The sequence below is a fragment of the Neobacillus sp. NPDC093182 genome (assembly GCF_044754045.1).
In genome coordinates, this window is record NZ_JBIVOI010000011.1 from 171,187 (window position 1) to 194,606 (window position 23,420).

25 protein-coding genes are annotated in these 23,420 nt (G+C 37.7%); 7 read left to right on the plus strand and 18 right to left on the minus strand.

Annotated elements, in window-relative coordinates:
* Positions 1 to 27: 27 nt before the first annotated feature.
* Positions 28 to 1,239, minus strand: a complete 1,212-nt coding sequence (locus ACIQAA_RS20285; protein ID WP_402622828.1) for a GNAT family N-acetyltransferase — start codon at positions 1,237 to 1,239, stop codon at positions 28 to 30.
* 304 nt (positions 1,240 to 1,543) lie between these two features.
* On the opposite strand from ACIQAA_RS20285, the gene ACIQAA_RS20290 reads away from it, so the two are divergent.
* Positions 1,544 to 2,326, plus strand: a complete 783-nt coding sequence (locus tag ACIQAA_RS20290; RefSeq protein WP_402622831.1) for an alpha/beta hydrolase — start codon at positions 1,544 to 1,546, stop codon at positions 2,324 to 2,326.
* A 20-nt stretch (positions 2,327 to 2,346) separates the two neighbouring features.
* Here ACIQAA_RS20290 and ACIQAA_RS20295 read toward each other — a convergent pair whose 3' ends face one another.
* A complete protein-coding gene (locus tag ACIQAA_RS20295; RefSeq protein ID WP_402622834.1) occupies positions 2,347 to 3,309 on the minus strand; it encodes a 2-hydroxyacid dehydrogenase in 963 nt (320 codons plus the stop codon).
* Between the two features lie 196 nt (positions 3,310 to 3,505).
* Between ACIQAA_RS20295 and ACIQAA_RS20300 the strand changes: the two genes are divergently transcribed.
* The 4 genes from ACIQAA_RS20300 to ACIQAA_RS20315 all read left to right on the plus strand — a co-directional run bounded on the left by ACIQAA_RS20300 (position 3,506) and on the right by ACIQAA_RS20315 (position 6,284).
* Positions 3,506 to 4,066 carry a tyrosine-type recombinase/integrase gene (locus tag ACIQAA_RS20300; RefSeq protein WP_402622837.1) on the plus strand — a complete coding sequence of 187 codons (561 nt, stop codon included), beginning with the start codon at positions 3,506 to 3,508 and terminating at the stop codon, positions 4,064 to 4,066.
* A gap of 46 nt (positions 4,067 to 4,112) precedes the next feature.
* On the plus strand, positions 4,113 to 4,613 hold the full coding sequence (locus tag ACIQAA_RS20305; RefSeq protein WP_335533408.1) for a cation:proton antiporter regulatory subunit: 501 nt from the start codon (positions 4,113 to 4,115) through the stop codon (positions 4,611 to 4,613).
* Positions 4,614 to 4,618: 5 nt separating this feature from the next.
* The gene (locus ACIQAA_RS20310; RefSeq protein WP_402622840.1) at positions 4,619 to 5,881 is read left to right on the plus strand and encodes a cation:proton antiporter; all 1,263 of its coding nucleotides are present in this window, start codon (positions 4,619 to 4,621) and stop codon (positions 5,879 to 5,881) included.
* Between the two features lie 100 nt (positions 5,882 to 5,981).
* Entirely contained in the window at positions 5,982 to 6,284 is a 303-nt protein-coding gene (locus tag ACIQAA_RS20315) for a hypothetical protein (RefSeq protein WP_402622843.1), read from the plus strand.
* A 5-nt stretch (positions 6,285 to 6,289) separates the two neighbouring features.
* Here the strand turns inward: ACIQAA_RS20315 and ACIQAA_RS20320 are convergent, their stop codons facing one another.
* The 14 genes from ACIQAA_RS20320 to ACIQAA_RS20385 all read right to left on the minus strand — a co-directional run bounded on the left by ACIQAA_RS20320 (position 6,290) and on the right by ACIQAA_RS20385 (position 20,213).
* On the minus strand, positions 6,290 to 7,105 hold the full coding sequence (locus ACIQAA_RS20320) for an alpha/beta hydrolase (protein ID WP_402622846.1): 816 nt from the start codon (positions 7,103 to 7,105) through the stop codon (positions 6,290 to 6,292).
* 154 nt (positions 7,106 to 7,259) lie between these two features.
* Complete coding sequence (kynA, locus tag ACIQAA_RS20325; RefSeq protein WP_402622848.1) at positions 7,260 to 8,108, minus strand: tryptophan 2,3-dioxygenase; 849 nt, start codon at positions 8,106 to 8,108, stop codon at positions 7,260 to 7,262.
* A gap of 39 nt (positions 8,109 to 8,147) precedes the next feature.
* Entirely contained in the window at positions 8,148 to 9,578 is a 1,431-nt protein-coding gene (locus ACIQAA_RS20330; RefSeq protein ID WP_402622851.1) for an amino acid permease, read from the minus strand.
* 25 nt (positions 9,579 to 9,603) lie between these two features.
* A complete protein-coding gene (gene kynU, locus ACIQAA_RS20335; RefSeq protein ID WP_402622853.1) occupies positions 9,604 to 10,875 on the minus strand; it encodes a kynureninase in 1,272 nt (423 codons plus the stop codon).
* 45 nt (positions 10,876 to 10,920) lie between these two features.
* Positions 10,921 to 11,709 carry a 2-keto-4-pentenoate hydratase gene (locus ACIQAA_RS20340; protein ID WP_402622855.1) on the minus strand — a complete coding sequence of 263 codons (789 nt, stop codon included), beginning with the start codon at positions 11,707 to 11,709 and terminating at the stop codon, positions 10,921 to 10,923.
* Between the two features lie 23 nt (positions 11,710 to 11,732).
* On the minus strand, positions 11,733 to 12,512 hold the full coding sequence (locus tag ACIQAA_RS20345; protein ID WP_402622858.1) for a 2-keto-4-pentenoate hydratase: 780 nt from the start codon (positions 12,510 to 12,512) through the stop codon (positions 11,733 to 11,735).
* 73 nt (positions 12,513 to 12,585) lie between these two features.
* Entirely contained in the window at positions 12,586 to 14,052 is a 1,467-nt protein-coding gene (locus ACIQAA_RS20350; protein ID WP_402622859.1) for an aldehyde dehydrogenase, read from the minus strand.
* The gene (locus ACIQAA_RS20355) at positions 14,045 to 14,521 is read right to left on the minus strand and encodes a RidA family protein (RefSeq protein ID WP_402622861.1); all 477 of its coding nucleotides are present in this window, start codon (positions 14,519 to 14,521) and stop codon (positions 14,045 to 14,047) included. The genes ACIQAA_RS20350 and ACIQAA_RS20355 overlap by 8 nt, the downstream gene beginning before the upstream one ends.
* A 19-nt stretch (positions 14,522 to 14,540) precedes the next feature.
* Positions 14,541 to 15,551, minus strand: a complete 1,011-nt coding sequence (locus tag ACIQAA_RS20360; protein ID WP_402622863.1) for an amidohydrolase family protein — start codon at positions 15,549 to 15,551, stop codon at positions 14,541 to 14,543.
* Complete coding sequence (locus ACIQAA_RS20365) at positions 15,536 to 16,075, minus strand: 3-hydroxyanthranilate 3,4-dioxygenase (RefSeq protein WP_402622864.1); 540 nt, start codon at positions 16,073 to 16,075, stop codon at positions 15,536 to 15,538. Before ACIQAA_RS20365 ends, ACIQAA_RS20360 begins: the two co-directional genes overlap by 16 nt.
* Positions 16,076 to 16,136: 61 nt before the next feature.
* Positions 16,137 to 16,700, minus strand: a complete 564-nt coding sequence (locus ACIQAA_RS20370) for an NADPH-dependent FMN reductase (protein ID WP_402622867.1) — start codon at positions 16,698 to 16,700, stop codon at positions 16,137 to 16,139.
* A 46-nt stretch (positions 16,701 to 16,746) separates the two neighbouring features.
* Positions 16,747 to 17,271, minus strand: a complete 525-nt coding sequence (locus ACIQAA_RS20375; protein WP_402622869.1) for an FAD synthetase — start codon at positions 17,269 to 17,271, stop codon at positions 16,747 to 16,749.
* 32 nt (positions 17,272 to 17,303) lie between these two features.
* Positions 17,304 to 18,782 (minus strand): 4-hydroxyphenylacetate 3-hydroxylase family protein, encoded by a 1,479-nt coding sequence (locus tag ACIQAA_RS20380; RefSeq protein ID WP_402622871.1) that lies wholly within the window; start codon positions 18,780 to 18,782, stop codon positions 17,304 to 17,306.
* A gap of 162 nt (positions 18,783 to 18,944) precedes the next feature.
* A complete protein-coding gene (locus ACIQAA_RS20385) occupies positions 18,945 to 20,213 on the minus strand; it encodes an MFS transporter (protein ID WP_402623013.1) in 1,269 nt (422 codons plus the stop codon).
* 451 nt (positions 20,214 to 20,664) lie between these two features.
* Between ACIQAA_RS20385 and ACIQAA_RS20390 the strand changes: the two genes are divergently transcribed.
* Positions 20,665 to 21,300: a Crp/Fnr family transcriptional regulator gene (locus tag ACIQAA_RS20390; RefSeq protein ID WP_402622873.1), complete on the plus strand. Its 636-nt coding sequence runs from the start codon at positions 20,665 to 20,667 to the stop codon at positions 21,298 to 21,300.
* On the plus strand, positions 21,297 to 21,959 hold the full coding sequence (locus ACIQAA_RS20395; protein WP_402622876.1) for a Crp/Fnr family transcriptional regulator: 663 nt from the start codon (positions 21,297 to 21,299) through the stop codon (positions 21,957 to 21,959). The genes ACIQAA_RS20390 and ACIQAA_RS20395 overlap by 4 nt, the downstream gene beginning before the upstream one ends.
* A 109-nt stretch (positions 21,960 to 22,068) precedes the next feature.
* Here the strand turns inward: ACIQAA_RS20395 and ACIQAA_RS20400 are convergent, their stop codons facing one another.
* Complete coding sequence (locus ACIQAA_RS20400; RefSeq protein ID WP_402622878.1) at positions 22,069 to 22,851, minus strand: hypothetical protein; 783 nt, start codon at positions 22,849 to 22,851, stop codon at positions 22,069 to 22,071.
* A 241-nt stretch (positions 22,852 to 23,092) separates the two neighbouring features.
* Positions 23,093 to 23,338 (minus strand): hypothetical protein, encoded by a 246-nt coding sequence (locus ACIQAA_RS20405; protein ID WP_402622881.1) that lies wholly within the window; start codon positions 23,336 to 23,338, stop codon positions 23,093 to 23,095.
* Between the last annotated feature and the right edge of the window lie 82 nt (positions 23,339 to 23,420).

Here is a 23,420-nt window from a genome sequence, read left to right on the forward strand (position 1 = left end):
GGTATTTTCACCTCTATGTCAAAATGCTTAATAGTAATCTGAAAAATATGGTGTCTGCATATCAATAATATTCTCCAATATCTTCACAGCTGCTTCATCACCCTTAAAACGGGAAATAGAAGCCAAGTACGATGGTCTCTTATAACTTAGCAGCATCGTTGTAAGTGTCTGTATATCAAGCGAAACAGCAGGTATTTCCTCACTTTGATATAATTTTCCCTGACCATCACCCGAAACATCAAGCGTGAAAATCCCTTGGTTCCATTCCAGCATGGGGTCTTCCAGCAAAATGGTTAATGTACTTTCAGTTCCTGTGGCTCTAAATGGATACTGCTCAATAAACTGCTTAGCATCTACAATTCGTGCCATAAAATAAGGAGAAATGGTTTCTTTGATATCTCCGTCTTCCAGCCAAAAGGCTAATGGCTCATTCATAAAAATATTTCCAACCACCTTTGATACCATAGAAAAATGGGCTCCAATGAAATTCCAAAGGCCAATCCGCGCCTCTTGATCCATATAAACCATTTCTTTTATATGCAGCACATCTTCAGAGATCCAATACAGCAAGTACCCATGAGGCTTGTGTGTGTGGTCATAATAAACAGCTGCTGTCAGCTCATCTACATCCCACCTCCAATATTCATCCCAGGCTAACTCATTGCGTATCATTGCGGCATGCATTTTACTAGAAAAAAGTTTATAAACCGTTCTTACGTCTGAATGCTCAATATGCAGCCTTTCCACATAACCAGGAACTTTCTTTATCTTTGGTAATTGGACATCTCTTACTTCAAAGGTCATTTTATCCGAAATGATTTCCCATCCTCTTCCGCGATAATATGGAATGGAATAGGGAAATAAATAGGAAATTGATTGTTTTCTTTGCTGCATATCAGCAAGAGCTTGTCGAATTAACTTATACATAAGTCCCATATTTGCGTATTCTGGATAGGTACCGACTCCGGTCAACCCTCCCATTTCAAATGTCCGTCCAAAAATATTTACTTGAAAAGGATAAACAGCCAGCTGGGAGACCAGTTTCTCTCCATCAAACCAGCCAATCACATCCGCCTGATCCAATACCGGTTTTTTGGCTAAAGCGATTTCGCGTTCTTCCCAGCCTACCATTTGTAAATCTTTTTTGGTTACTTGAAACACATACCGCAATAATTCATTAAACTGTTGGAAGTGTTTTGTTTCCACTTTCCCCATTTTGAGCCTGTCTAGTCGACTCATACCTCTACCTCCAAAAAATAACTTTAATACAGCTAAATTTAGTGTTTGCTTAACGGTGGATTAGAATTCCAAAAAAAGAAGCGGTTCATCTTTGTGAGACTTGAATAGTCTTCGGGAATTTTTGTTAATGAATTTTTTAATTTTTTGAATTTATTTTAAAACCAACTTGACACATCGGAATTATAGGTATATCTTTAAGATACTAATAGTAATTCGCCGATTTGACAGCAAAAGGCACCTCTCTCTTACCAGGAGGTGTTTTTTTATACTTACTTCTATTAAATATAAAGGAAGGAGTTTTTTGATGATTGAACAATACCCAGTATTACCAGGAGCTGGATCGTTTTTCTTTAAAGGAAATGAAATTGGAATTTTAATTTCACACGGTTTTGTTGGTACCCCGCAGAGTGTCAGTTATTTAGGTGAATACCTTGCATCTGAAGGATTCACAGTCTATGGAGTTAGATTAAAAGGACATGGAACACATTATGAGGATATGGAAAGGTGCAGTTACCAAGATTGGATTAAAAGTATAGAAGATGGTTTCTATTTTCTACAGCAGCATTGCCGTGATATCTTCGTGATCGGACAATCAATGGGTGGTACTCTAACGCTAAACTTATCTCAAAAGCACAAGAATATTAAAGGCATTATGTTAATTAATGCGGCAATCAACTCCATTCCCCCGATGGAAAAGTATAGAAACAAACATATCCCCCGTTTTGTTCATGAAGGAGAACCAGATATAAAAGCAAGAAATGTTCATGAAATTACGTATTTAAAAGCACCGGTACGATCCATTCACCAGTTATTTGCTTTAATGGCAGAAACAAGAGATGATCTTTCTAGTGTTACTTGTCCAGTTCTAGCATTTCGTTCAGAAGAAGACCATGTGGTTCCGCCTGAAAACACGAATTATATTTTGTCTGCCATTCAATCAGATATCAAAGAAATGATTCACTTATATAATTCATATCATGTTGCCAGCATGGACAATGATAAAGAGTTTATCGCTGAACAATGTAATTTATTTATAGATAAACTTGTAAGCAATGTAACCACAAGTATAAAACAACCTCGCCATTAAAAAGGCGAGGTTGTTGTTCCTTATTTTTTTATGAGATTTGGCGGTATTTCTCCTTGCAGCCCTGTTACTAGATTGGTTGCTGCTGTCATGGCCATTTTGAATCGGGTTTCATAGGTGGCCGAGCCTATATGGGGCAGTGTAACGACATTCTTCATGGAAAGAAGCGGGTTATCCTTTTCCACTGGCTCTTGAACAAAGACATCTAGTCCTGCACCATATATTTGTCCTTTTTGAAGCGCTTCAATTAATGCTTCTTCATCCACAGTTTTCCCTCTTGAAGCATTAATAAAGATCGCCGACTCTTTCATAAGCTCAAATTCTCTTTTTCCAATCAAATTTACGGTCTCTGGAGTTAATGGTGTCATCAAGCAGACAAAATCTGCCTTCTTTAATAATTCCTCCATTGAACAGTATGCCGCCCCATAATTTTCTTCCGCATCTTTGTTCCGGGAACGATTATGATATAAAATCTCCATATCAAATCCAAAATGTGCTCTTTTAGCCACAGCGGATCCAATACCACCCATTCCAATAATCCCCAACACTTTATGATGGACATCGATGCCAAACCACTTTTCTGCAAGACCTGATTCCCACTGACCCGTTTTAACCCATTGATCTAATTCTGGAATTCTTCTAGCAGTAGAAAGAATCAATCCCATAATCGTATCCGCTACCGTGTCATTTAGAACATCTGGGGTATTGGTCGCCATAATCCCCCTTTGTGCCAAAGCAGTCAAATCAAGATTGTCGTACCCGACAGCTATATTGCAGACTATTTTCAATTGTGGTGCTTGATCCAATAACTCTTTGTCTACTTTTAACCCCGAACCTAAAAGACCTTGTGCCTCCTTCAGTTCGCTAAGAAATACAGGATAGGTTTCTGAATCAAGTTTCTCAAAATAAATTACCTCACAGGTTTCTGCAATTAGTTCCAATACTTTCTTATCTACTTTTTTATAAACAATTATTTTTGGCTTCATTATAACCCCCCCATTTCGATAGTCTATCAGCACTTCATTATATATTAATAAATCCTTGTGATAAACAAATACTGAATTATATTCACCATTTAACACTGATTTAAAGCGAATACTTGTATAGTTATGCAGAAAATTTGGATGTTACATAATACCATGATATAATAATATTATGTAACATGGATGAAGGAGATTTTTTATGGAGTATGTTGAAGCTCTAAGGGACATCAAACAGATTAATTCAATTAAAAAGTATTTAAAAAAGCATTCCGAGCGTGATTATCTTTTGTTTGTTTTTGGAATTAACACGGGATTGAAAATTACCGAAATACTGGATATCAAGGTGGGCGATGTATTAGAAAAAGAAGACAGTGTTAAGAACTTCTATTGCTATCCACATCATGAAACGATGAAGGAAATTTATCTGAATTCTAAGGTAAAGCAAGCTATACTCCACTATGTCCAAAATGAGCAATTAAATTTTGACAATTATTTGTTCAAGTCTGCCAAAACTGAAAAACCCATCACTCGCCAGCAAGCCTATCGAATTATACATCAGGCTGCAGAAGCCATTGGAATCGAGGGTAAAATCGGGACGAATTCCATGCGTAAAACCTTTGGATATCATGCTTATAAACGTGGAATCGCCATTTCCATTCTGCAAAAGCATTTCAACCATTCAACCCCTTCCGAAACGCTTAAGTACCTTGGAATTTCAAAAGAGGAAAAGATTAAAACAGAAATTGATGTCAATCTATAGAGAGACAAACCTTATCCATGTGCAAATTATTTGAGGAGGAATAAAAATGAATATTCGCGAAATCGAACTCCCAGGTATCGGGAAGAAATTTGAGGCCATCACAAATAACAAGGATAAGCTTGTGATTATTATTCATGATGATGGAAGAAGAGACATTTATCATTTCGATCAGGAGGATTACGAGGAAGCAATCGCAAGCTCTACCTTCAATGATCAAGAAGCCAGACAAATTGCAGCGATAATTGGCGGAATGACCTACGCGCCAAAAGCATTAGAAACCATAGAAATGGCATTTGATGATTTAGTGATTGAATGGTTTAATGTCGAACCTAATGCAGCAGCTGTCAATCAAACCATTGGACAGCTAAATATCCGTCAATCTTATGAAGTAAATATTATTGCGATTATTAAACGTCAGAATCATAAAAAGATTCATACTCCAGGTCCTGAAACTCTTCTTGAAGAAGGCGATACAGTGATCGTGTCTGGGGAGCGCAACCAAGTAAAAAGGATCGTTAAAGAAGTACTCTCAAGAAGGGACGGGTGATACTTGTGACGAATCATTTAGTTTTTGAAGTCGGTACCGCATTAGTCTTAGTTGCTCTTACAGCAGTATTAGCAGGAAAGTTGAAATTTTCAATCATCCCGTTTCTTATCCTCTTAGGGATGGCAGTTGGTCCGCATGCCCCTCAAATCGGTATTATTGATCTTACCTTCATTGAAAGCTCAGAAATCATTGAGTTTTTCGGCCGGATTGGCGTACTATTTTTACTATTTTATTTAGGTCTTGAGTTCTCAGTTGGAAAATTGGTCCGTTCGGGACGTTCGATTGTAGTAGGCGGCTCCATTTATGTAGCACTAAATTTCACTTTAGGTTTAGCTTACGGCTTCGCTACTGGCTTTCCTATTATGGAAACCTTAATCATTGCAGGTCTCCTAAGTGTTTCCTCCAGTGCCATTGTTGCAAAAGTTCTTGTCGATTTAAAAAGAACGGCCAATTCTGAAACAGAATTAATCTTAGGAATTATTTTATTCGATGATATTTTCCTAGCTTTATTCCTATCGGTTATGTCTGGTCTATTATTAGGCGGCTCGACCACGATTGGAGGAACAATCCTTTCCGTCCTCATTTCACTTGGATATATGATTCTCTTTTTTGTGATTGCTCGAAAAGGGGCTCCCATTCTCAATAAACTATTAAACATTAAATCTAATGAAATATTTATCCTCGTCATTTTCGCGTCTTTATTTTTTATCGCAGGATTTTCAGAAAAACTACATGTTGCGGAGGCCATTGGTGCATTATTATTAGGTTTAGTTTTCTCTGAAACGGAACACCGTGAGCGGATAGAACATTTAGTCATCCCTTTTAGAGATTTCTTTGGAGCCATCTTTTTCTTTAGCTTCGGATTAAGCATTGACCCCTTCAGTTTAGGAGGAGCTGTTTGGCTTGCTGTCGGTGCAGTACTATTAACGATTATTAGTAACTTTGTAGCTGGAATGATTTCCGGGAGAAAAGCTGGATTGTCTTATAAAGCTTCCTCCAATATCGGATTAACAATCGTTTCTAGAGGTGAATTTTCGATCATTGTTGCTAACTTAGGACTTGCGGGAGGATTACTGCCAATCCTAAAACCATTTACCGCTGTTTATGTATTGATATTGGCTATAATTGGGCCACTGTTAACGAAAGAATCCAAAAATATCCATCTATTTCTAAATAAAATTTTCAAATGGGAAAAAGGGAAATCAGTAAAAAAGAAAATCTCGATCCCTGTCCATCAAAATGAAAAAGAGGATCGTCCTGGTCTTTAAACATGTGAAAAAGCTAACGAAATGGACGAAATCACCATTTTGTTAGCTTTTTCAAGTATATTATATTTTCAACCAAAACAAGAGTTAAGGAGGATTTCCATTGACTATTGAGTTGGCTATCATCCTGTTACCGTATCTTTTATTATTGGTCATGTCCTATCAGATTATTTTTCTTATAAATAAAAAGGAAGATAAGCGAGGATGTATAATCATTAACACTTCATATAAACATGCATATTCCATACTATTGTTTGGAATTCTTATCGTTTACACATTAATAAAACTTCCTCATATTCATTTCGAGTCTCAAACGATCAGTTATCTGATTCTTGCAAGTAAGTTTATTTCAGTGATTACATTAGCAGTAAGTATATTTCTCTTAAGTAAAAATAAGCTAAACTAACAAATTCAAAGTCCTTTTATCCAGCGGCCTGCCATATCAATCCAATTGACTACTTCAGGCTGGAGGTGTAACTCATTATCTACCCTTTTCGTCTCATCTGTTCCAAGTGACAAACCATGGACACCGTTCGGATAAATATGCATTTCCAAAGGTACCTTATTTTTTAAAAGTGCTTCCGCAAACATAAAGCTATTTTCTACAGGAACAGCCACATCTGCATAGGTGTGCCATAAGAAAGTTGGAGGAGTGTTAGTGTTAACCTGTTTCTCCAATGAGACTAGGTCTAGGTATTCTTCTACTTGACACTTGTCTCCTAGTAATGATTGAAAACTACCACGATGCGCATGTGGTCCAGATGTGATAACTGGATAGCAAAGTACTAAACCGTTTGGAGTAATTTGGTCTTTCGAGAATTCCAGCTTTTCGGCTAAAAATTCCTTGTCCCAGAATACACCAAGGCTGGCTGCCAAATGACCTCCGGCTGAAAAGCCTAGCACAATAATTTTATTGGTGTCTACATTCCACTCTTCTGCATGGACTCGTACCTTAGCCATTGCTTTCGCCAATTGACAAAGTGCAGATGGAAAAACCGCAGGGTTTACACTGTATTTTAAGACACAAGCATGAAATCCCATTCCGTTTAACCTGATAGCAACTGGTTCTGCCTCTCGTTCAGATGTAAATTGATAACCTCCTCCTGGGCAAACCACAATCATCGGTCTTTTTCGGTTTGCATCTATTTCTGGAGAATTATCTAGTATGTATGTGTACAAAGTTGCGGTATCCTGTGCATGTTTTATCTCTATTTTTTCATGAAGCATAATATCTCACCTTTCTTTTTAAATTTACATTATTCATTCTATCTGAAAGAACCGTAAGTTTGTATTGTTTTCTAAATTATCAATAAAAATAGAACCAATACAAAAAGCACCAGTATCGGTGCTTTTTGTATTGGCTATTTTTTAATACATTTTTCTATAACTTCGTTCTTAGGCTCCAAAGTTCGGGAAAGAAGTGCTGGTCTAGAACTCTTTTTAAATAGGTTACTCCAGATGATCCTCCTGTACCCTGCTTATGTCCAATAATTCTCTCTACCGTACTCATATGATTGAACCGCCATAACTGCTGTTGATTTCCAATATCGACTAATTTCTCAGCCAGCTCGTATAAATCCCAATATTGGTCGACATTACGGTAAACTGTCAGCCATGCTTCTTCAACACTTTCATTAGGTTCATAGCTTTTAGACAAATCTCGATTTAAGACCTCATCATCAACAGGAATTCCACGAGCAACAAGCGCATGGATCGCTGCATCATAAATACTTGGTTTATGAAGAGCCTCTTGCATTTTTTCATATAGGTCTGTTTGATGCTGATAGACTGCTAGGGTATGAGCATTTTTGTTTCCTAATGCAAATTCAATCATTCGGTTTTGATAGGACTGGAATCCGGAAGATTGACCGAGTTTATCCCTAAACTCTAGGTACTCAGAAGGTGTTAAAGTTGAAAGGACACTCCATGATTGAATCAACTGCTGCTGAATTCTTGAAACACGCGACAAAATTTTAAAGGATGGTTCTAAATCATTCTGGCGAATATACGTAATTGCTTCTGATAATTCATGAATAATTAATTTCATCCATAATTCACTTGCTTGGTGGATGATAATAAATAACATTTCATCATGGTGATCAGATAACCGGTGCTGACTATCTAAAATCTTATCAAGATGCAGATAATCACCATATGACATTTCTTTTTGGAAATCTGTTTGAATCGTTTTCTCCAAACCCGTGCTTATGTTTTTTTCTGGTGTATTCATGGAAAATTCTCCCCTGTCCTTATGTTGTCTAATGAAGAGTTAATTTATATTCTCATTTAAAATATCATTCGTATCATTTCCTGATTTTTGAGTGTTGGACCCTTTTTTAAAAAAGAAATAAGCAGCCATTAAAAACAGTAACCACGGAATTCCGAATTGAAGCATAATTTTAAAATCTGTAAACCATGTTGTGATCATTAAACTCAATAGTAGTACTGCTCCTACGATCGTTAAATAAGGAAAGCCAATCATTCTTACAGGCAATTTACGGCCATTTGACTTCTCCCACTTTCCTCTGAAAAATAAATGGGATACAAACACCATAAACCATGTAAAAATAGCTCCGAACATTGAAATCCCCATCATAAACGCATAGGAGGAGCCTGGTAATAATGCATTTACTGCAGCTGCAAGGAAAATCCCTAAAGTAGAAACTCCAAGAGCCTTTAACGGTACTCCTTTTTTGCTTAGTTTACTTAAAAAGGCAGGAGCATCATTTCCCTGTGATAAAGAAAACATCATTCGTGTCGAGGCATAAAGTTGACTGTTCATAGCAGATAAAGCAGCAGTTAAAATAATAAAATTCATAATACCGGAAGCACCGGGGATATTTAAGAGTTCCATTACCTTAACAAAAGGACTTTCTTCCACACCTGCGGATTTCCAAGGAACAATCATTAACATAATGCCAATAGTAATAATATAGAATGTAGATAATCGGAATACCGTTGCTTTCAGAGCTTTTGGCACCGCAACGTCGGGATCTTTAGCTTCTCCAGCTGTAATCGCTATCATTTCTGTTCCTAAAAAGCTAAATAATGAAATAAAGATTGCGACCCACATCCCCCACCAACCAAAGGGGAGGAAACCTCCGTCATTTACAATATTCTCAGGTCCCATATTCGGCTGAGCTGAATTACCAAATAAAACATAAGATCCTAAAAGTATGAAACCAACTATTGCACTTATTTTGATCGTGGAGAACCAATACTCAAAGGTAGCAAAGGTATTTACGCTTGTTGCATTTACATAAATTAATACACCCGCAAACAACAAAATCCAGACGAATCCGGGAACATCAGGGAACCAGTACTTCATATAGACAGCAATGGCACTTACTTCTACCCCAACCGCAAGAACGTTTGCTATCCAATAGGAATAGCGGACAAGAAAACCAGCCAGCGGGCTGACATACTTCTCTGAAATGGTACCAAAGGACCCTGACGTGGGGTGAGCAACCGTCATCTCGGATAAGCACCCCATTAATAGTAATACAATAAATGCACCAATTGCATAACTTAGTATTACACCCGGTCCAGCAGTACTAATGGCAAGGCCGCTTCCAAGGAATAACCCCGTACCAATTGCACACCCCATTGCAATCATTGTTAACTGCTTGGTTTTTAATTCACGCTTCAATCCCCTTCCGGATTCATTCCCTTTATCTAAATGAGTAATTTTGTTCCCCATATAGTTCCTCCTACTATTCGTATTTTTATGCTACGACCTCTCGTTCATTTGCGAACTTTTCATATTGTCTTTCTTCCATAATTTTCTTTAGAATTTGTACCACTTCCCAAACCTCACTATAAGAGGTGTAAAGAGCCACTGGAGCGAGACGAATAATATTAGGTGCGCGGAAATCAGGAATAATACCATTTTCTTTTAATGCCTTGCAGATTCGTGCTGCTTCTTTATGCTCCAGGCTCACATGACCTCCTCGGCGTACATCTACTTGAGGGTTACCTATGTTGAATCCCACATCGGATAACTCTTGGTCCAACAAATCCATTAAGAACCGATTTATTTTCAATGACTTTTCCCGGATATTTTCAATTCCTGCTTCTGCAAAAATCTCCAAAGCACCAAGTAACGGTGCAAGACTTAACACATGTGGTGTCCCAATTTGATAGGCTCCGGCAGACTCAGCAGGTGTTAATGAATGTTCCATATCAAATTGTTTCTCTTTTTTAGAACCAAACCAGCCCGCAAGACCAGGAGCAGTTCCAAAGTGTTTTTTGTTTACATATAATCCGCCAACACTTCCTGGACCACCATTTAAATGCTTATAATTGCACCAATAGGCAAAGTCAACACCCCATTCACTAAACGAATGTGGTATGGCACCGATGGAATGGCAGCCATCAAAACCGATTAAGATCCCTCTTTTATTCGCCTCAGCTGTTAGACGCTTCATGTCCAAGATTTGACCGCTTCGGTAAAGTACAGTCGGTAAAATGATCAGTGCAATATCTTCGGTCATTGCCTCGATAATATCCTCTTCATCCAGGAAACGGCCATCCCGGCTTTTTACACGAATCAGGTGTGTATCCGGATCAAATCCATGTATGCGAAGCTGGCTTTGAAGAGCATAAATATCAGATGGAAAGGTTAATTCATCAGCTAGAATTTTTGATTTCTTTCCTTCTGGCTTATAAAAAGTAGCGACAAGTTGGTGCAAATTCACCGTGGTTGAACCCGTAACAATCACTTCATTAGCGGAAGCTCCAACTAACGGTTCCATCATCTCTCCTAATTTTTCTGATAAAAAAAACCATGGGTGTTTCCCTTTTGTCCAGCCATCAATTCCATGTTCTTTCCAATCATTTAATGATTCTAAAAGAGTACGTTCCGCTCTTTTTGAAAGAAGGCCCAATGAATTCCCATCCATATAAATGGTATTTGGTTTTATGTAAAATTCCTCTCTATACCTGTTCAAGCTGTCAGTTTGGTCTAATTGTTTGGCATACTCTAATGTTAATTCCATTTGTATCCTCTCCTCTACATTTATTTCTATCTACATTCTATATTATTATTTACAAGAGAATGATACACTGCCCAGTTCTGCAAAATCTACTAAAATGGTATCTCCAGCTTGAAAGCTAATCGCTTCCGTAATGGCACCACTAAGAACGATATCACCTTTTTTTAAGCCGCGTCCTGTTTCTCCAAGCTTATTTACTGCCCAAGCTACCGCTGCAGCCGGATTTCCTAATACTGCAGCGCTTGTGCCGACAGTGGCCACTTCTGAATTTTTGGACATATACACACCAATTTCTTTCAGGTCAAGAGATTCAGGATACTTCCATTTGTTTCCGACGATAAATTTTGAAGATGAACAGTTATCAGCCACAACATCAACCAGAGTAAACTTGAAATCTAAATAACGACTATCAATAATCTCAATAGCTGGTGCCACATATTTTGTAACACTTAAAATTTCTTCCGCTGTAACCGAAGTCCCTTGAATATCTTCATCTATGAAGAAGGCAATTTCAGGTTCTGCCTTTGGATGGATGAAACTGCTATAAGGTACTGGCTCCCATTCTGTGGCAAGCATATCATCCATTAGATATCCATAAATCGCTTCATGGACCCCCATCATTTCTTGCTTCGCTTTACTTGTTAACCCGAGTTTAACACCTATTCGTCGAAGTCCTTCCTGTTCTTTTTGCTCAATCAATTTTTGTTGGATTTTATATGCCTGCTCAAATGTTAAGTCCGGGTATTTTGTCGTAATTTTTTCGACTTCCCGTTTTTCCTTTTCTGCGTCTAAAAGGTATTTTACAATTTCTTCTTCTGTCCCTTGCATCAGTTTCATGTATAAAAAAACCTCCTATTTGTTTACTCGAATGTTACAGAAACAGTTCCCAATAAACCGAAATGTGCTGAAATCTTATCTTCCTCTTTTACAGGAACTGCACCAGAAAGTGCTCCTGGAAGAATCAACTCACCTGCTTTTAAATGGATGCCAAATTCATGTAATTTATTCGCCAACCAGGCAACTGCTTTTGCAGGGTGTCCTAACGCCGCTGTTCCAGCTCCTGTTGCAACCATTTCATCATTTTTATAAAGGACCATTCCCTGGGTTCGTAAATTAAATCCTTCTATTGTACTAAATTTATTCCCAACAACTACTCTTGCAGATGATCCATTATCCGCCACAGTATCTTCTAATCTAATTTTCCAATCAGATATACGGCTATCAATTATCTCAATGGTCGGCACTACATATTTTGTAGCCATTAACACATCTAAATAATTCACATTTGGTCCTACTAAGTCCTTATCTAAAATAAATCCAATTTCCGCCTCGACTTTTGGACTGATGAATTCACTGAATTTGACCTTTTCACCATCAGAAATCCTCATATTATCTAATAGGTGGCCGTAATCAGGCTCATCAACTCCGAGCATCTGCTGCATTGCAGCGCTAGTTAGACCCACCTTCTTCCCAATAATCTTATGCCCTTCTTCTATCTTTTTCTCAATTATTTTAAGCTGTATTTGGTATGCGTCATGAATATTAAGGGTGGAAACCCTCTCGGATAGCGGATTTACTGGCAGCTGACTTGTCTCTGCCCTAATTAATTCAGTTGTAATCAAATCTAAGAAATTACTCACTATACATTCACCTGTCTTTTAATCATATCAATATAGGAAAAAGTGGCCAAGCAGCCACTCCTTCCCTAAGCCCTTACAATTTCATGGTAATCGTTTTAGCCTCCGTGTAGAATTCGAAACTATGACGTCCGCCTTCCCTGCCAATACCACTTGCCTTCGACCCGCCAAAAGGCGTTCTTAAATCTCGATAGTACCAGCAGTTGATCCAGAATAAACCAGAATTTATTTGATCTGCAACACGGTGGGCACGCCTTAAATCATTTGACCATACAACTCCAGCCAACCCGTAAATCGAATCATTCGCAATTTGAATCGCTTCCTCTTCTGTTTTAAAAGGAATAACCACTAAAACCGGTCCAAAAATTTCTTCCTGCGCTACTCTCATTTTATTATCTACATCATAGAGTACGGTTGGCTCGTAAAAATTACCATCTGTTAAACCTTCTACGCACTTTCCGCCAGTAGCAAGCTTTGCACCCTCTTCTAATCCAATCTGTACATATCTGTCGACAGTCTCCAAATGATTTGTGGAAATAAGGGCACCCATATCCGTATTTTCATCTAGTGGGTCTCCAACTTTTATTTTCTTAACCGCTGTTACCAATTTAGCTAGGAATTGTTCATAAACTGTTTCCTGTACCAACAGCCTTGAACCTGCAAGACAGATTTCACCTTGATTTCTAAAAATCGCTTCAATCGAGCCTTGGACTGCTTCATCCAAGTCAGCATCATCGAACACAATATTCGCTGATTTTCCGCCTAATTCTAGTGAAACTGGGATTAACTGTGAGGCTGCATTTCTCATTACTGTTTTACCAGTTGTACTTTCACCGACAAAAGAGATCCTACGTACAAATGGATGAGTGGTCATTGCTGTCCCTACCGTTGAACCTGGTCCGGTAAGAATATTCAATACACCTGGAGGAAGTCCTGCTTCATTGGCAATTTCACCTAACATGACAGCACTTAACGGTGTATAAGATGCTGGTTTCACAATAACCGTATTGCCTGCAGCTAAAGCTGCAGATGCTTTCCAAGTCATTTGCATGAAAGGCAGATTCCACGGAATGATTAAGCTTGTAACTCCAGCTGGAGCATACTGCGTATAGCTCATATGCTTGGATTGAGGATAATGCTCATGATGAATATACTTTGCCATTTCAGCAAAGAATCGTAAATTTGAAGCCGCTCTTGGGATATCAAAATCTCTGCTTTCTTTTATCGGCTTTCCCACATCTAATGTTTCAAGCAACGCAAGCTCATCAACACGTGCCATAACGAGATCGGACATTCGACAAAGAATCTTTGCTCTCTCTTCAACTGGCATTTTGCTCCAGATACCACTTTCAAAAGATGTTTGAGCAACTTGAATCGCACTTTCAACATCATGCACACTGGCACTTGCGACTGAAGCTAACTTTTGATTCGTTGCCGGATTAATAGTGTCAAAAGTTTCTCCTAAACTAGCATTAACATATTCTCCATTAATAAATAGCTTAGCGTCGTTAATCTTAAGCTGTTTCTCAAGCAACTTACTCATTTTGATCACCATCCTCAACTTCTAAAATCATCTCAACCTCTACTGTATTATTGTGTGGAAGCTGTGCCATCCCTACAGCTGACCTGCCGTGTCTGCCTTTTTCTCCAAATACCTCAACCAACAAGTCAGAGGAGCCATTCATTACTTTGGGGTGGTCAGTAAAATCTGGTGTACTGTTAACAAAACCAAGGATCTTGACCACTCTTTTCACTTTGCTAAGGTCGCCGAGTTCATGTTTAATAACGGCTAAAAGATTGAGCATGCACTGTCTAGCAGCCTGATATCCTACTTCTATTGATACATCTTCACCCAATTTCCCTCGGAATTCATCTGTACCCTGACCCGAAGTAAATAGAAGATTCCCTGTGCGAACACAGCGTACATAATTTCCAGATGCAGGGCGCAGAGGAGGAAGTTCCATGCCCATTTGCTGTAATCTTTCTTCTGGCGTCATCACTTTTTCTACCATTTACTCATCTCTTTTCCTACTAAATTAGTTGATTAACCGGTATATTTAAGAATCTTAGTGCATTTTCACCTAACATTGCTCTTTTTTGGTCAGCAGTAAGGGATAGAGTATCATCAATAATCTTCCCAGGAGGTGTTTCCCTGAGCAGGAAAGGGTAATCAGATCCCATGATGACTTGTTCTGCACCAAATTTTTCAACTAGGAATTTAATATTTACCGGATCATTTACGATAGAATCATAGAAAAATTTCTTGGCATAAAAACTTGGAGGCTGCTCCGTCAGCTGAAGATGCGGCCATACATTCCACCCATGATCAAGGCGGGGAAGGATATAAGGCAGTGAGCCGCCGCCATGGGAAAAACAAATTTTCAATCCCGGAAACTTGTCAATGACACCACCTAGAATTAAACTTGAAGCAGCTAAAGCTGTCTCACTTGGCATCCCAACTGTGTACATTAGGTTATGTTTTGTAAACCGATCGCTGCCCAATGTTTCCCATGGATGAACGAATATCGGAACATTCCACTTCTCACACATCGCAAAGAAGTCTGTTAACGATTCATCATCTAAATTTTTCCCATTTATGTTCGTGCCGATTTCAATTCCCTTTAATCCAAGCTTATGAACACAACGGTCTAGTTCACGAATAGCTGATTCCACATTTTGTAACGGAACTGTCCCAAGCCCAATAAACTTTGTTGGATGTTGAGCCACCGTCTCTGCGATAAAATCATTCTGAAATCTTGCCATGATTTCAGCTTCTTCTATCGGTGCCCAGTAGGAAAACGTAACTGGAATTGGCGAGAGAACCTGTACATCTACATTTTCTTTTTCCATATCAAGAATCCGCTTCTCTGGACTCCAAACCTGGTCTGTCACTTCACGAAACACCTTTCCTGCAACCATAATATTGGCGCCGCATGAGCAAGTTGGCTGAAGAATTGGCCATTTGTCATTTTGGTATTTTGACGCAAAGTCCGGAAAATTTTCAGGAATGATATGTGTGTGAAAATCTACTCGCATTTCCATTCACTCGCTTCTTCTGGCATTACATGACCACAATTCTTACAGGTACGAAGCTCTACACTACTGTTAAATCCATTAATTGCCTCTTTTACCTGTACTTCAATATTTGACAATTGGACAGTAACTCGGTGCATCTCAGAATCACATTTATCACAGAACCAAACAAAATCCTCTAATTCGCCGTCTGCTCTATCACGCTCAATTACAATTCCAATTGTATCAGCGACACGATGCGGAGAGTGAGGTACATTTGGAGGTAAATGGAATACCTCTCCTTCCTTTACTGTAATTACTTCTCTTTTACCCTCTGCATTGATAATTTCAACATAACAATCACCTTTTAATTGATAAAAAATCTCTTCCGATGGATCAACGTGAAAATCACGTCGTTTGTTAGGACCTCCAAGGATCATAAACATTAGCTCCGAATTCTTCCAAATGACTTTATTATTAACAGGCGGCTTTAATTGTTCCTTATTCTCTTCGATAAATCCCCATAGGTTTATTGGCTTTAATGAATTTGTCATGAATATCTGTCCCCTCTCGAATTTTATTGACCCACTTATAACTAATTAAAAATTTAGTCTGTTAAATGACGGTTTCTAATTTTTTCTCTGATGCTTTTAATGCTTCTTGCATGAATACTACTTCTTTTGCTAAGTCTGTAATTCTGTTTAAAACTTCCTGATCGATGATTTCATTATCTTTATTGAAATGATCGTTATTAACGTACACATAGCCTGGCGCTACGAATGCCCGGAAAAATCCTGCAATTGGTTTCAATTGGTTTTCAATGACCAGGTAGTGCTGGTAAGTACCGCCGGTAGCGACAAATCCCATTACTTTATTACGAATATCCTTTGGATTGATTAAATCAAATAAATTCTTAAGTGGTCCTGATAAAGAGCCTTGAAAAATTGGCGTTCCGATAATATAAAAATCAGCAGATTGAATGATATCAAGAACTTTTTTTGTATCACCTGTGTAGGTCGAAGGGTTTCGACCATCACAAAACTGCACCTCATATTCTCTTAAATCCAACAATTCAATTTCCACATTTGGATGGTGTTTCTTTACTGCTTCAAGGACCTTTTGGACAATAATACTTGTCTTTGCACCAATGATAGTGCCTGAAATTCCTAAAAGTTTCATATTTTTATGACTCCTTTTGTTTCTATATAGGTGATCCTCAGATCTTTTACCACCCTAATAAAGAGTAAGACTGTTGAAAATCTCCCTCTGAAATTAGCTGACGAATTCTCGATGATGAAATAAGTTCCCCGCCATTACAATAAACCGGTAACGTCTCATTAATCTGAAAATATTTTTTTAAAAATTCAACATCGCCTTCTCTATTTTTTCCAAAACGAAAATCGGAACCAATAGACACTTCTACCGGGTTAAGCATCGATAATTCACAGATAAAATCTTTAGGAGGACGTGTTGCATACCATTCATCAAAACTGGCAACAATCACATAATCTACACCTAATTTATAGATCCTGCTTACCTTTTCTTGAATGGGTGTCAAGATTTGGACACCTTTAAAAAAATGTCGAGGAGGCGGATCGAACGTATATACGACGCTTGGAACCTGATGAAAAAGACTCTTTTCCACAGCCTGCCTAATGACAGCTTGGTGTCCTTTGTGTACCCCGTCAAATGCACCTATCGCAATAACAGAACCTTTAAGTGTCAGAACACCATCTTTTATCGTTTGCATTTATCACACCTCCTTGAGATAGTGTAATAGTTTTAAAAGCTTGGAACCTCTTTTTTTCGATCAAAAATCTCCAGCGCTTCTTCAACCAACTTAAATGAATTAATTCTTTTGTGGTTGTTATAGAAAATGGCTCTCTTACGAATTGGATCTCCTGTGTAATAGCGCTCGTATTGAAGGAGCCTTTGCCCAAATGCCTCTCCGCATAAATCCCATGCCAGCTTAAAGAGATGAACCCGCTCTTCTGCAGTTACCCCTTCTCTTCCCAGGTAATATCGGTCTAAATCTTCTCGTAAATCTGGATTTTCAAAATCGGCATCTGTTGGTGACATTAGTAATCCGCCAGCACCAATGATTTGCATTACTTCAATGGCACGTGGATACATTTTAGACAGCAATCCTCGAATTGTTTCAAGTGGTGCATAGGCAGGCATTACTTCACCAGTAGCCGTTACTTCATATTCGTACTCAGAAATTCGAAGCAAGGCCCTTATGGATTCAACTGATTGGATTAATTCACCTAAATCATTTTGTACATTTAAGTAACCATCGACACCAATGGAGTCTGCTAATTTACAAGCCACTTCGGTAGCAAATTGCAGCTTTATTAAACCTCTAACTCCAGATTGATGTGCAGGCTGGATACCAATTCCTGTTTTCGGATACAGTAAATTAGCTGCCTCGACATTGTTATAAAGGAAAACACGATCCCACGGTACTAAAACATCATTAAATACTAAGACCGCGTCCATTTCTTCGAATCTTGATGCTAATGGGTGATCATAAACAGAACGCTTTCCATCCTGCATCGCTTCACGGCATAAAATACGTAGTCCTGGCGTATCAAGTGGCAGTGCAAAAGCAAGAGCGTAACGTTCATCTCCAGGTTTAAATCCAGGGAAAGAATAAACAATTACTTCATCGGTAATTGGTGCAAGGGTTGCCAGCATTTTAGCCCCTCTTACGATCAAACCATCTGGAGTTTCTTTAACAGCACCTAAATGGGTAAACTTATCCTGTTGTTCATGTGATGACTTACTGCGGTCATTTTGAGGATTAATAATCGCGTGTGTTAAAAATAGATCATTGTCGCGAACATGCTTATAATAGGCCCGAATGTTTTTTCCCCATTCAGGATTGTATTTGTCCAAGAACTCGGAATTACTAGCCATAGAAGTTACCACTACATTTAGAAAATCGGGAGTTCTTCCCATCAAACCAAAGGTAGCCTTAGCAAAAACCTCAAACGTTTTTCTTCGAGCTTCTAGATCTTGATAGCTTTTTGGTACGGTGAACGCATTTGAAATTCTTTCACCGGTTTCTTCACAAATATGCGTAATATCTCCTTGATACTCTGGGTCATGCTGCAAATCATACAGCTTTGCCATCTCCAAAATTGGTTGATGAAAAACAGGTTCTTCAAAAATATTTGTTACTCTTTTCCCCGATAACCAAACTTCTGGATTACGTGATTTTAATGCATTGATATACTGTGTTCCTGTACGAATTCCCATTTGCATCCTCCTCATCTTTCATAGTGTCATTATAAAACTGAATTTTCTGAGACATTGTAGTCTGGTTAACACTTTTTTCGAAAAAGTTAAATTACTTTTTTTTCAAAAAATAAAAGCCGCACTCTTCTTTTGATGGAAGAGAGCGGCTTTTAACTTTACAAACTATATATTTCCTTTTTTAGGGATAAACAAGATGGTAATTGAAGCTAAGACTCCTGCAACTGCAAAGAGATAAAAATTAAGGGAGAAGTCAAAATTTGAACTCATAAAGAAACCTATTAGAATTGGACCTGAAATAGCTCCTATTCGTCCAAATCCAAGTGCCCATCCAAGGGCAGTTGCTCGATTGTCTGCTTCAAAATATTTAGAAATGTAGGCATTTAGAATAAGTGTAGTCCCAATCGTTCCAAAACCTGCTACCCCCACTAGTCCATACACAACGAACATCGATGATTTTATGCTTAAAAGTGCAATTGAAACTCCTGCTAAGAAATAAGAAAGACTGATAATTTTTCTAGAGCCCCACCGGTCTGCCGCCGTTCCTGCTACTAAAGCACCAATCGCAGCGGATAGGTTTAACATCAGTAAAAATCCTAAACTAGGTCCGAGCGGATATCCTGCCTCACGCATCATTTTTGGCAGCCATGTACTTAAACCATAAATCATTAGCAGCCCTAGAAAGAAAGTAACCCAAAAAAACATGGTTGCCCGAATATTTGTCCGTGAGAATAGACTCGCAATAGCGGCGAATTTATTCGTTTTTCCTTTGGTCTCATCCTTCATACTGCTTTGGATAAAATCATTAGGAAGTTGATATTTTTTTGCTATACTTTCAGCCTTATCAAACTTTTTCTTAGCCAGTAGAAAGCTAATTGACTCGGGAAGAAATTTAATAATAAAAGGAATAACTAAAAGTGGAATGACACCAATCCAAAACATTAATCTCCATCCATAGTCCTCTAAAAGAAACATGGAAAATAAAGCCCCAAGGACTCCTCCAATTGGATAACCTGTATACATAATAGCGTACATTTTTGATCGGTGCTGGATAGGAGAATACTCGATTGTTAAAGCAGATGCTGTAGGAATTACTCCACCAAGTCCAAGACCGCCAATAAAGCGAAAGATCCCAAACATTTCTGGTGATGTTGAAAGTGCAACGAGACACATTGAAACAGAAAATACGGTAACGCAAAAAATTAAGGTCAGTTTACGGCCAATTATATCCGTAACTGTTCCAACACAGATGGCACCGATCAGCATACCCATTAGTGCATAGCTTCCTATTGCACCTGCTTGAGCTGGAGTCATACTCCAATCTTTATATTCCATTAAGGATGGCAATACTGCACCATAGATTCCTAAATCATATCCGTCTGCCAGCATCGCAAACCAGCAAAGTATAACAACAACAAACGTTGCTTTTGGCATACTTTTAATAGAAAGTTTAGTAGTATTTAATCCGATATTCTTTTTCGTTAAATCTTCCGTAACGACAGATTGTACTTCCCTGTTCATCCAACCATCTCCCTTTTAGAAATTTGTTCCAATAGGCATTGGTGTTTATTCTTGGATGAATATTCTTAAGGTTCCCCCCTTTTTCAATGGTTTCATGATTTTCTTCCTTCATATCTATTTAAGTGGAAGTTCCATGAATCGGCTGATTATTTTGAAAATAATTCACCTATATTGATTTTATATTTTTAATCTTTTACACTATTGTTAAGCGGTTAACATTAATAAACTTTTTTTCATCCATTTGTTATGTGAATTTAACAATACATATCTATTAATCCACTGTAAAATGTAAGCGTTAACAAAAAATGTGATTCAGCTTCTAATTTATACATAAACACTTAAATTTCACTTAGGAGTTGGTATAGTGGCAATCCTTTTTGACAGTGATATTAATTGGGAAACGTGTTTACAATTTGGGAGTAGACAATTTTTCAAGGAAAAAAAATGTATTTACCAACAAGGGAGAATGGGAGAAGGATTTTATTATATCCAAAAGGGATTAGTTAAAGTGACGACTACTACGACAAATGGGAAAGAGCGCCTGCTAAACATTGCTATTCCTGGTCAATTATTAGGAATTCAAGCTATGGACCGGAAGCCCCATTTTACAACGGCTACAGCTGTAAATGACTCAGTACTCTACTATTTCGATTGTGATCATTTTCAAAAGCTAATAACCTATCAACCTTCAATCCTTCACATGGTTATTAGAACGGTCATCCATAAAATGCATATTTTAGCCGATAAAATTTACTTGGACACACTTACTCCAGAACAGCAATTGTCCGTGATTCTTTTGAATATCTGTTATGAATTTAAAAATTATGAAGTTCCTCTATCACAGCAAGACCTAACAAAATGCACGGGTTTAACGAGAATTACCATTTATAAGATTCTAAAGCAATGGAAGGAAGATGACATCATAGAGGTTCATGGGAAAAAGATCATCATAAAAAATCCCAATGAATTAAAAAAGATTCAAGGCAGGGTGATTTCATGAAAAATCTTCGAAACGCTTGGAGTCCTTATTTAAAATATGGGAATAAACTTGTGTTTGAGGAAAATTCAGTTGTTTACCGTCAGGGATGTGAAGGAAAAGGATTTTTCTTCTTATCCGAAGGTGGAATAAAAATCACCCTCCTTTCAAAAGAAGGTGTGGAACGCACCGTTAATTATGTTCCAGAAGGAATGTTATTCGGAGAGCACGGCTCAAGAAAGGAAGCCTATCTAACCTCTGCTTTAACTACCTGTTCAACCGTTGTCTATCATTTTTCTGATGAAGCGTTAGAAAAAGTTTGTGAAAATCATCCTGAAGCAGCATGTATTTTTACCAATTCACTAATCTATAAATTTAGAATACTGGCAGAGATAATAGCCTTTCTAAACTCCCCGGTTGAACAACAAATGGCGCATTATCTATTAAAACTAATAAATGAAAATGGCAGTTTCTCCATTGATCAAACATCATTTGCCCGTTACATAGGTACCTCAAGAATTACAGTTAATAAAATACTTAGTAAGTGGAAGACTCAAAAAATCATCGACTTATCAAATAGGACGATTGAAATCCTGGATATTAATCAATTAAAGGAACTCCGTGAATCTGGTGGTATTCACATTGAAAACTTGGATTTATTAATGTTGACCAATAAGGATTGAGTATCCCCATAACTAAAGCTAAGGGTATTACGCCGCCTTTTTTATAAAAAGGTGCCTAACTTTGTTGTTAGGCACTAGAACGTTTAAGTGTGTACTATACAGATGTCAATTATTCTTTGATACTATTTCTAAAATAATCATAGTCTGTTTTAATATAATGGAAGGCTGATGCGTTGCCGCCCTGATCTGGATGGGTAACTTTTAATAATTTTTTATACCCTGAAAAAACTTCTTTATGGCTGGCCGTTTTTGAGAGTCCTAATTTTCGACGGATATCATTCATTTTAGAAGGAATTGTTTCTGGAACCTTATCAGGTTCTTTTTTGTTTCCTTTAGAAAGGTCTTCCTTTAATTTTAACAATTGGTTTCGTAATTCAATATTCTCTTTTAGTAACTTCTTAGTTTCCTTTTGTAGGTCACTATTTTCATGCTCTAAGTTGATGATTTCTTTATTTAAATTTTCTCTTTGTTGAATTAAAGTATCGATAGATGTCTTATGTAGTTGTTCCATCCCTTTTATAAGCTCATCCTGTGTATTAATTTTTACTTTTAATTGACCTAAGATCTTTTCCTGATTTGTATCGTTATTTAAATACACCTTTGAAAGAGTTTCTTTTGGAAGATATTCACTCTTCCCATTCCCCACGTTTTGAATCTTACCTTCCCTAAGCCATCGTCGTACAATTTGGATACCAATACGATCGGAAACACCTGCATCCTTTAACATGTTCAAGGCTTGGTCTGTATCATCAAGTATGTATCCAGAATTCTGAGGAACTGTGCCCACGTATTTTATTTTTCTTTCACGCAGCCATCGTCTAACTGTTTGAATACTGATTTCTTCATTTACTCCAGCATCAGTTAACAATTCATAAGCTTGATCTGTGTTCACTATTTTCCACCTTTCCCTCATAATAAGCTCTCGGATGTTGAAACATACAGAATCAGGCGAACTCGGTATGTAATATAAATAATAATAAATAAGTATAAGATTAATGTGAATGGATAAAAAAGACTATCCTTTTCACTCTAGTTAATTAGCACTAATCATATAGTTTCACTAAATTTGGTCAATTAGAAAACAGCCGCCTTTTTAAGGACTAAGCGGCTGTTTTCTGATAAATAAATTAACTTTATTCAAGTACCAGAAAATATTGAATTTGATTTGGTGAAATAGCTGTAATAGCATGAATACGATAGCCGATACTTAGTAATTGTGATAATGTTTCAGCACAGTTTTCGCGAGGAGGCTCAATTGGTGCGTGGTAGCTTTTATATAGATGAATAAGTTGATTATTCGTTGTACAATGAAGTAAGACCACGTGTCTCCCAGTCCACGCCTGCCCTATCATTGGTTGTACTTGTCTCATCCTTTTCATGGTATGACACCCTTACATTTTGATACAATAGTCTATGCTTCACTGATCTGTTCGTTCTATTTGACGTAATAGTTTTTTAAAT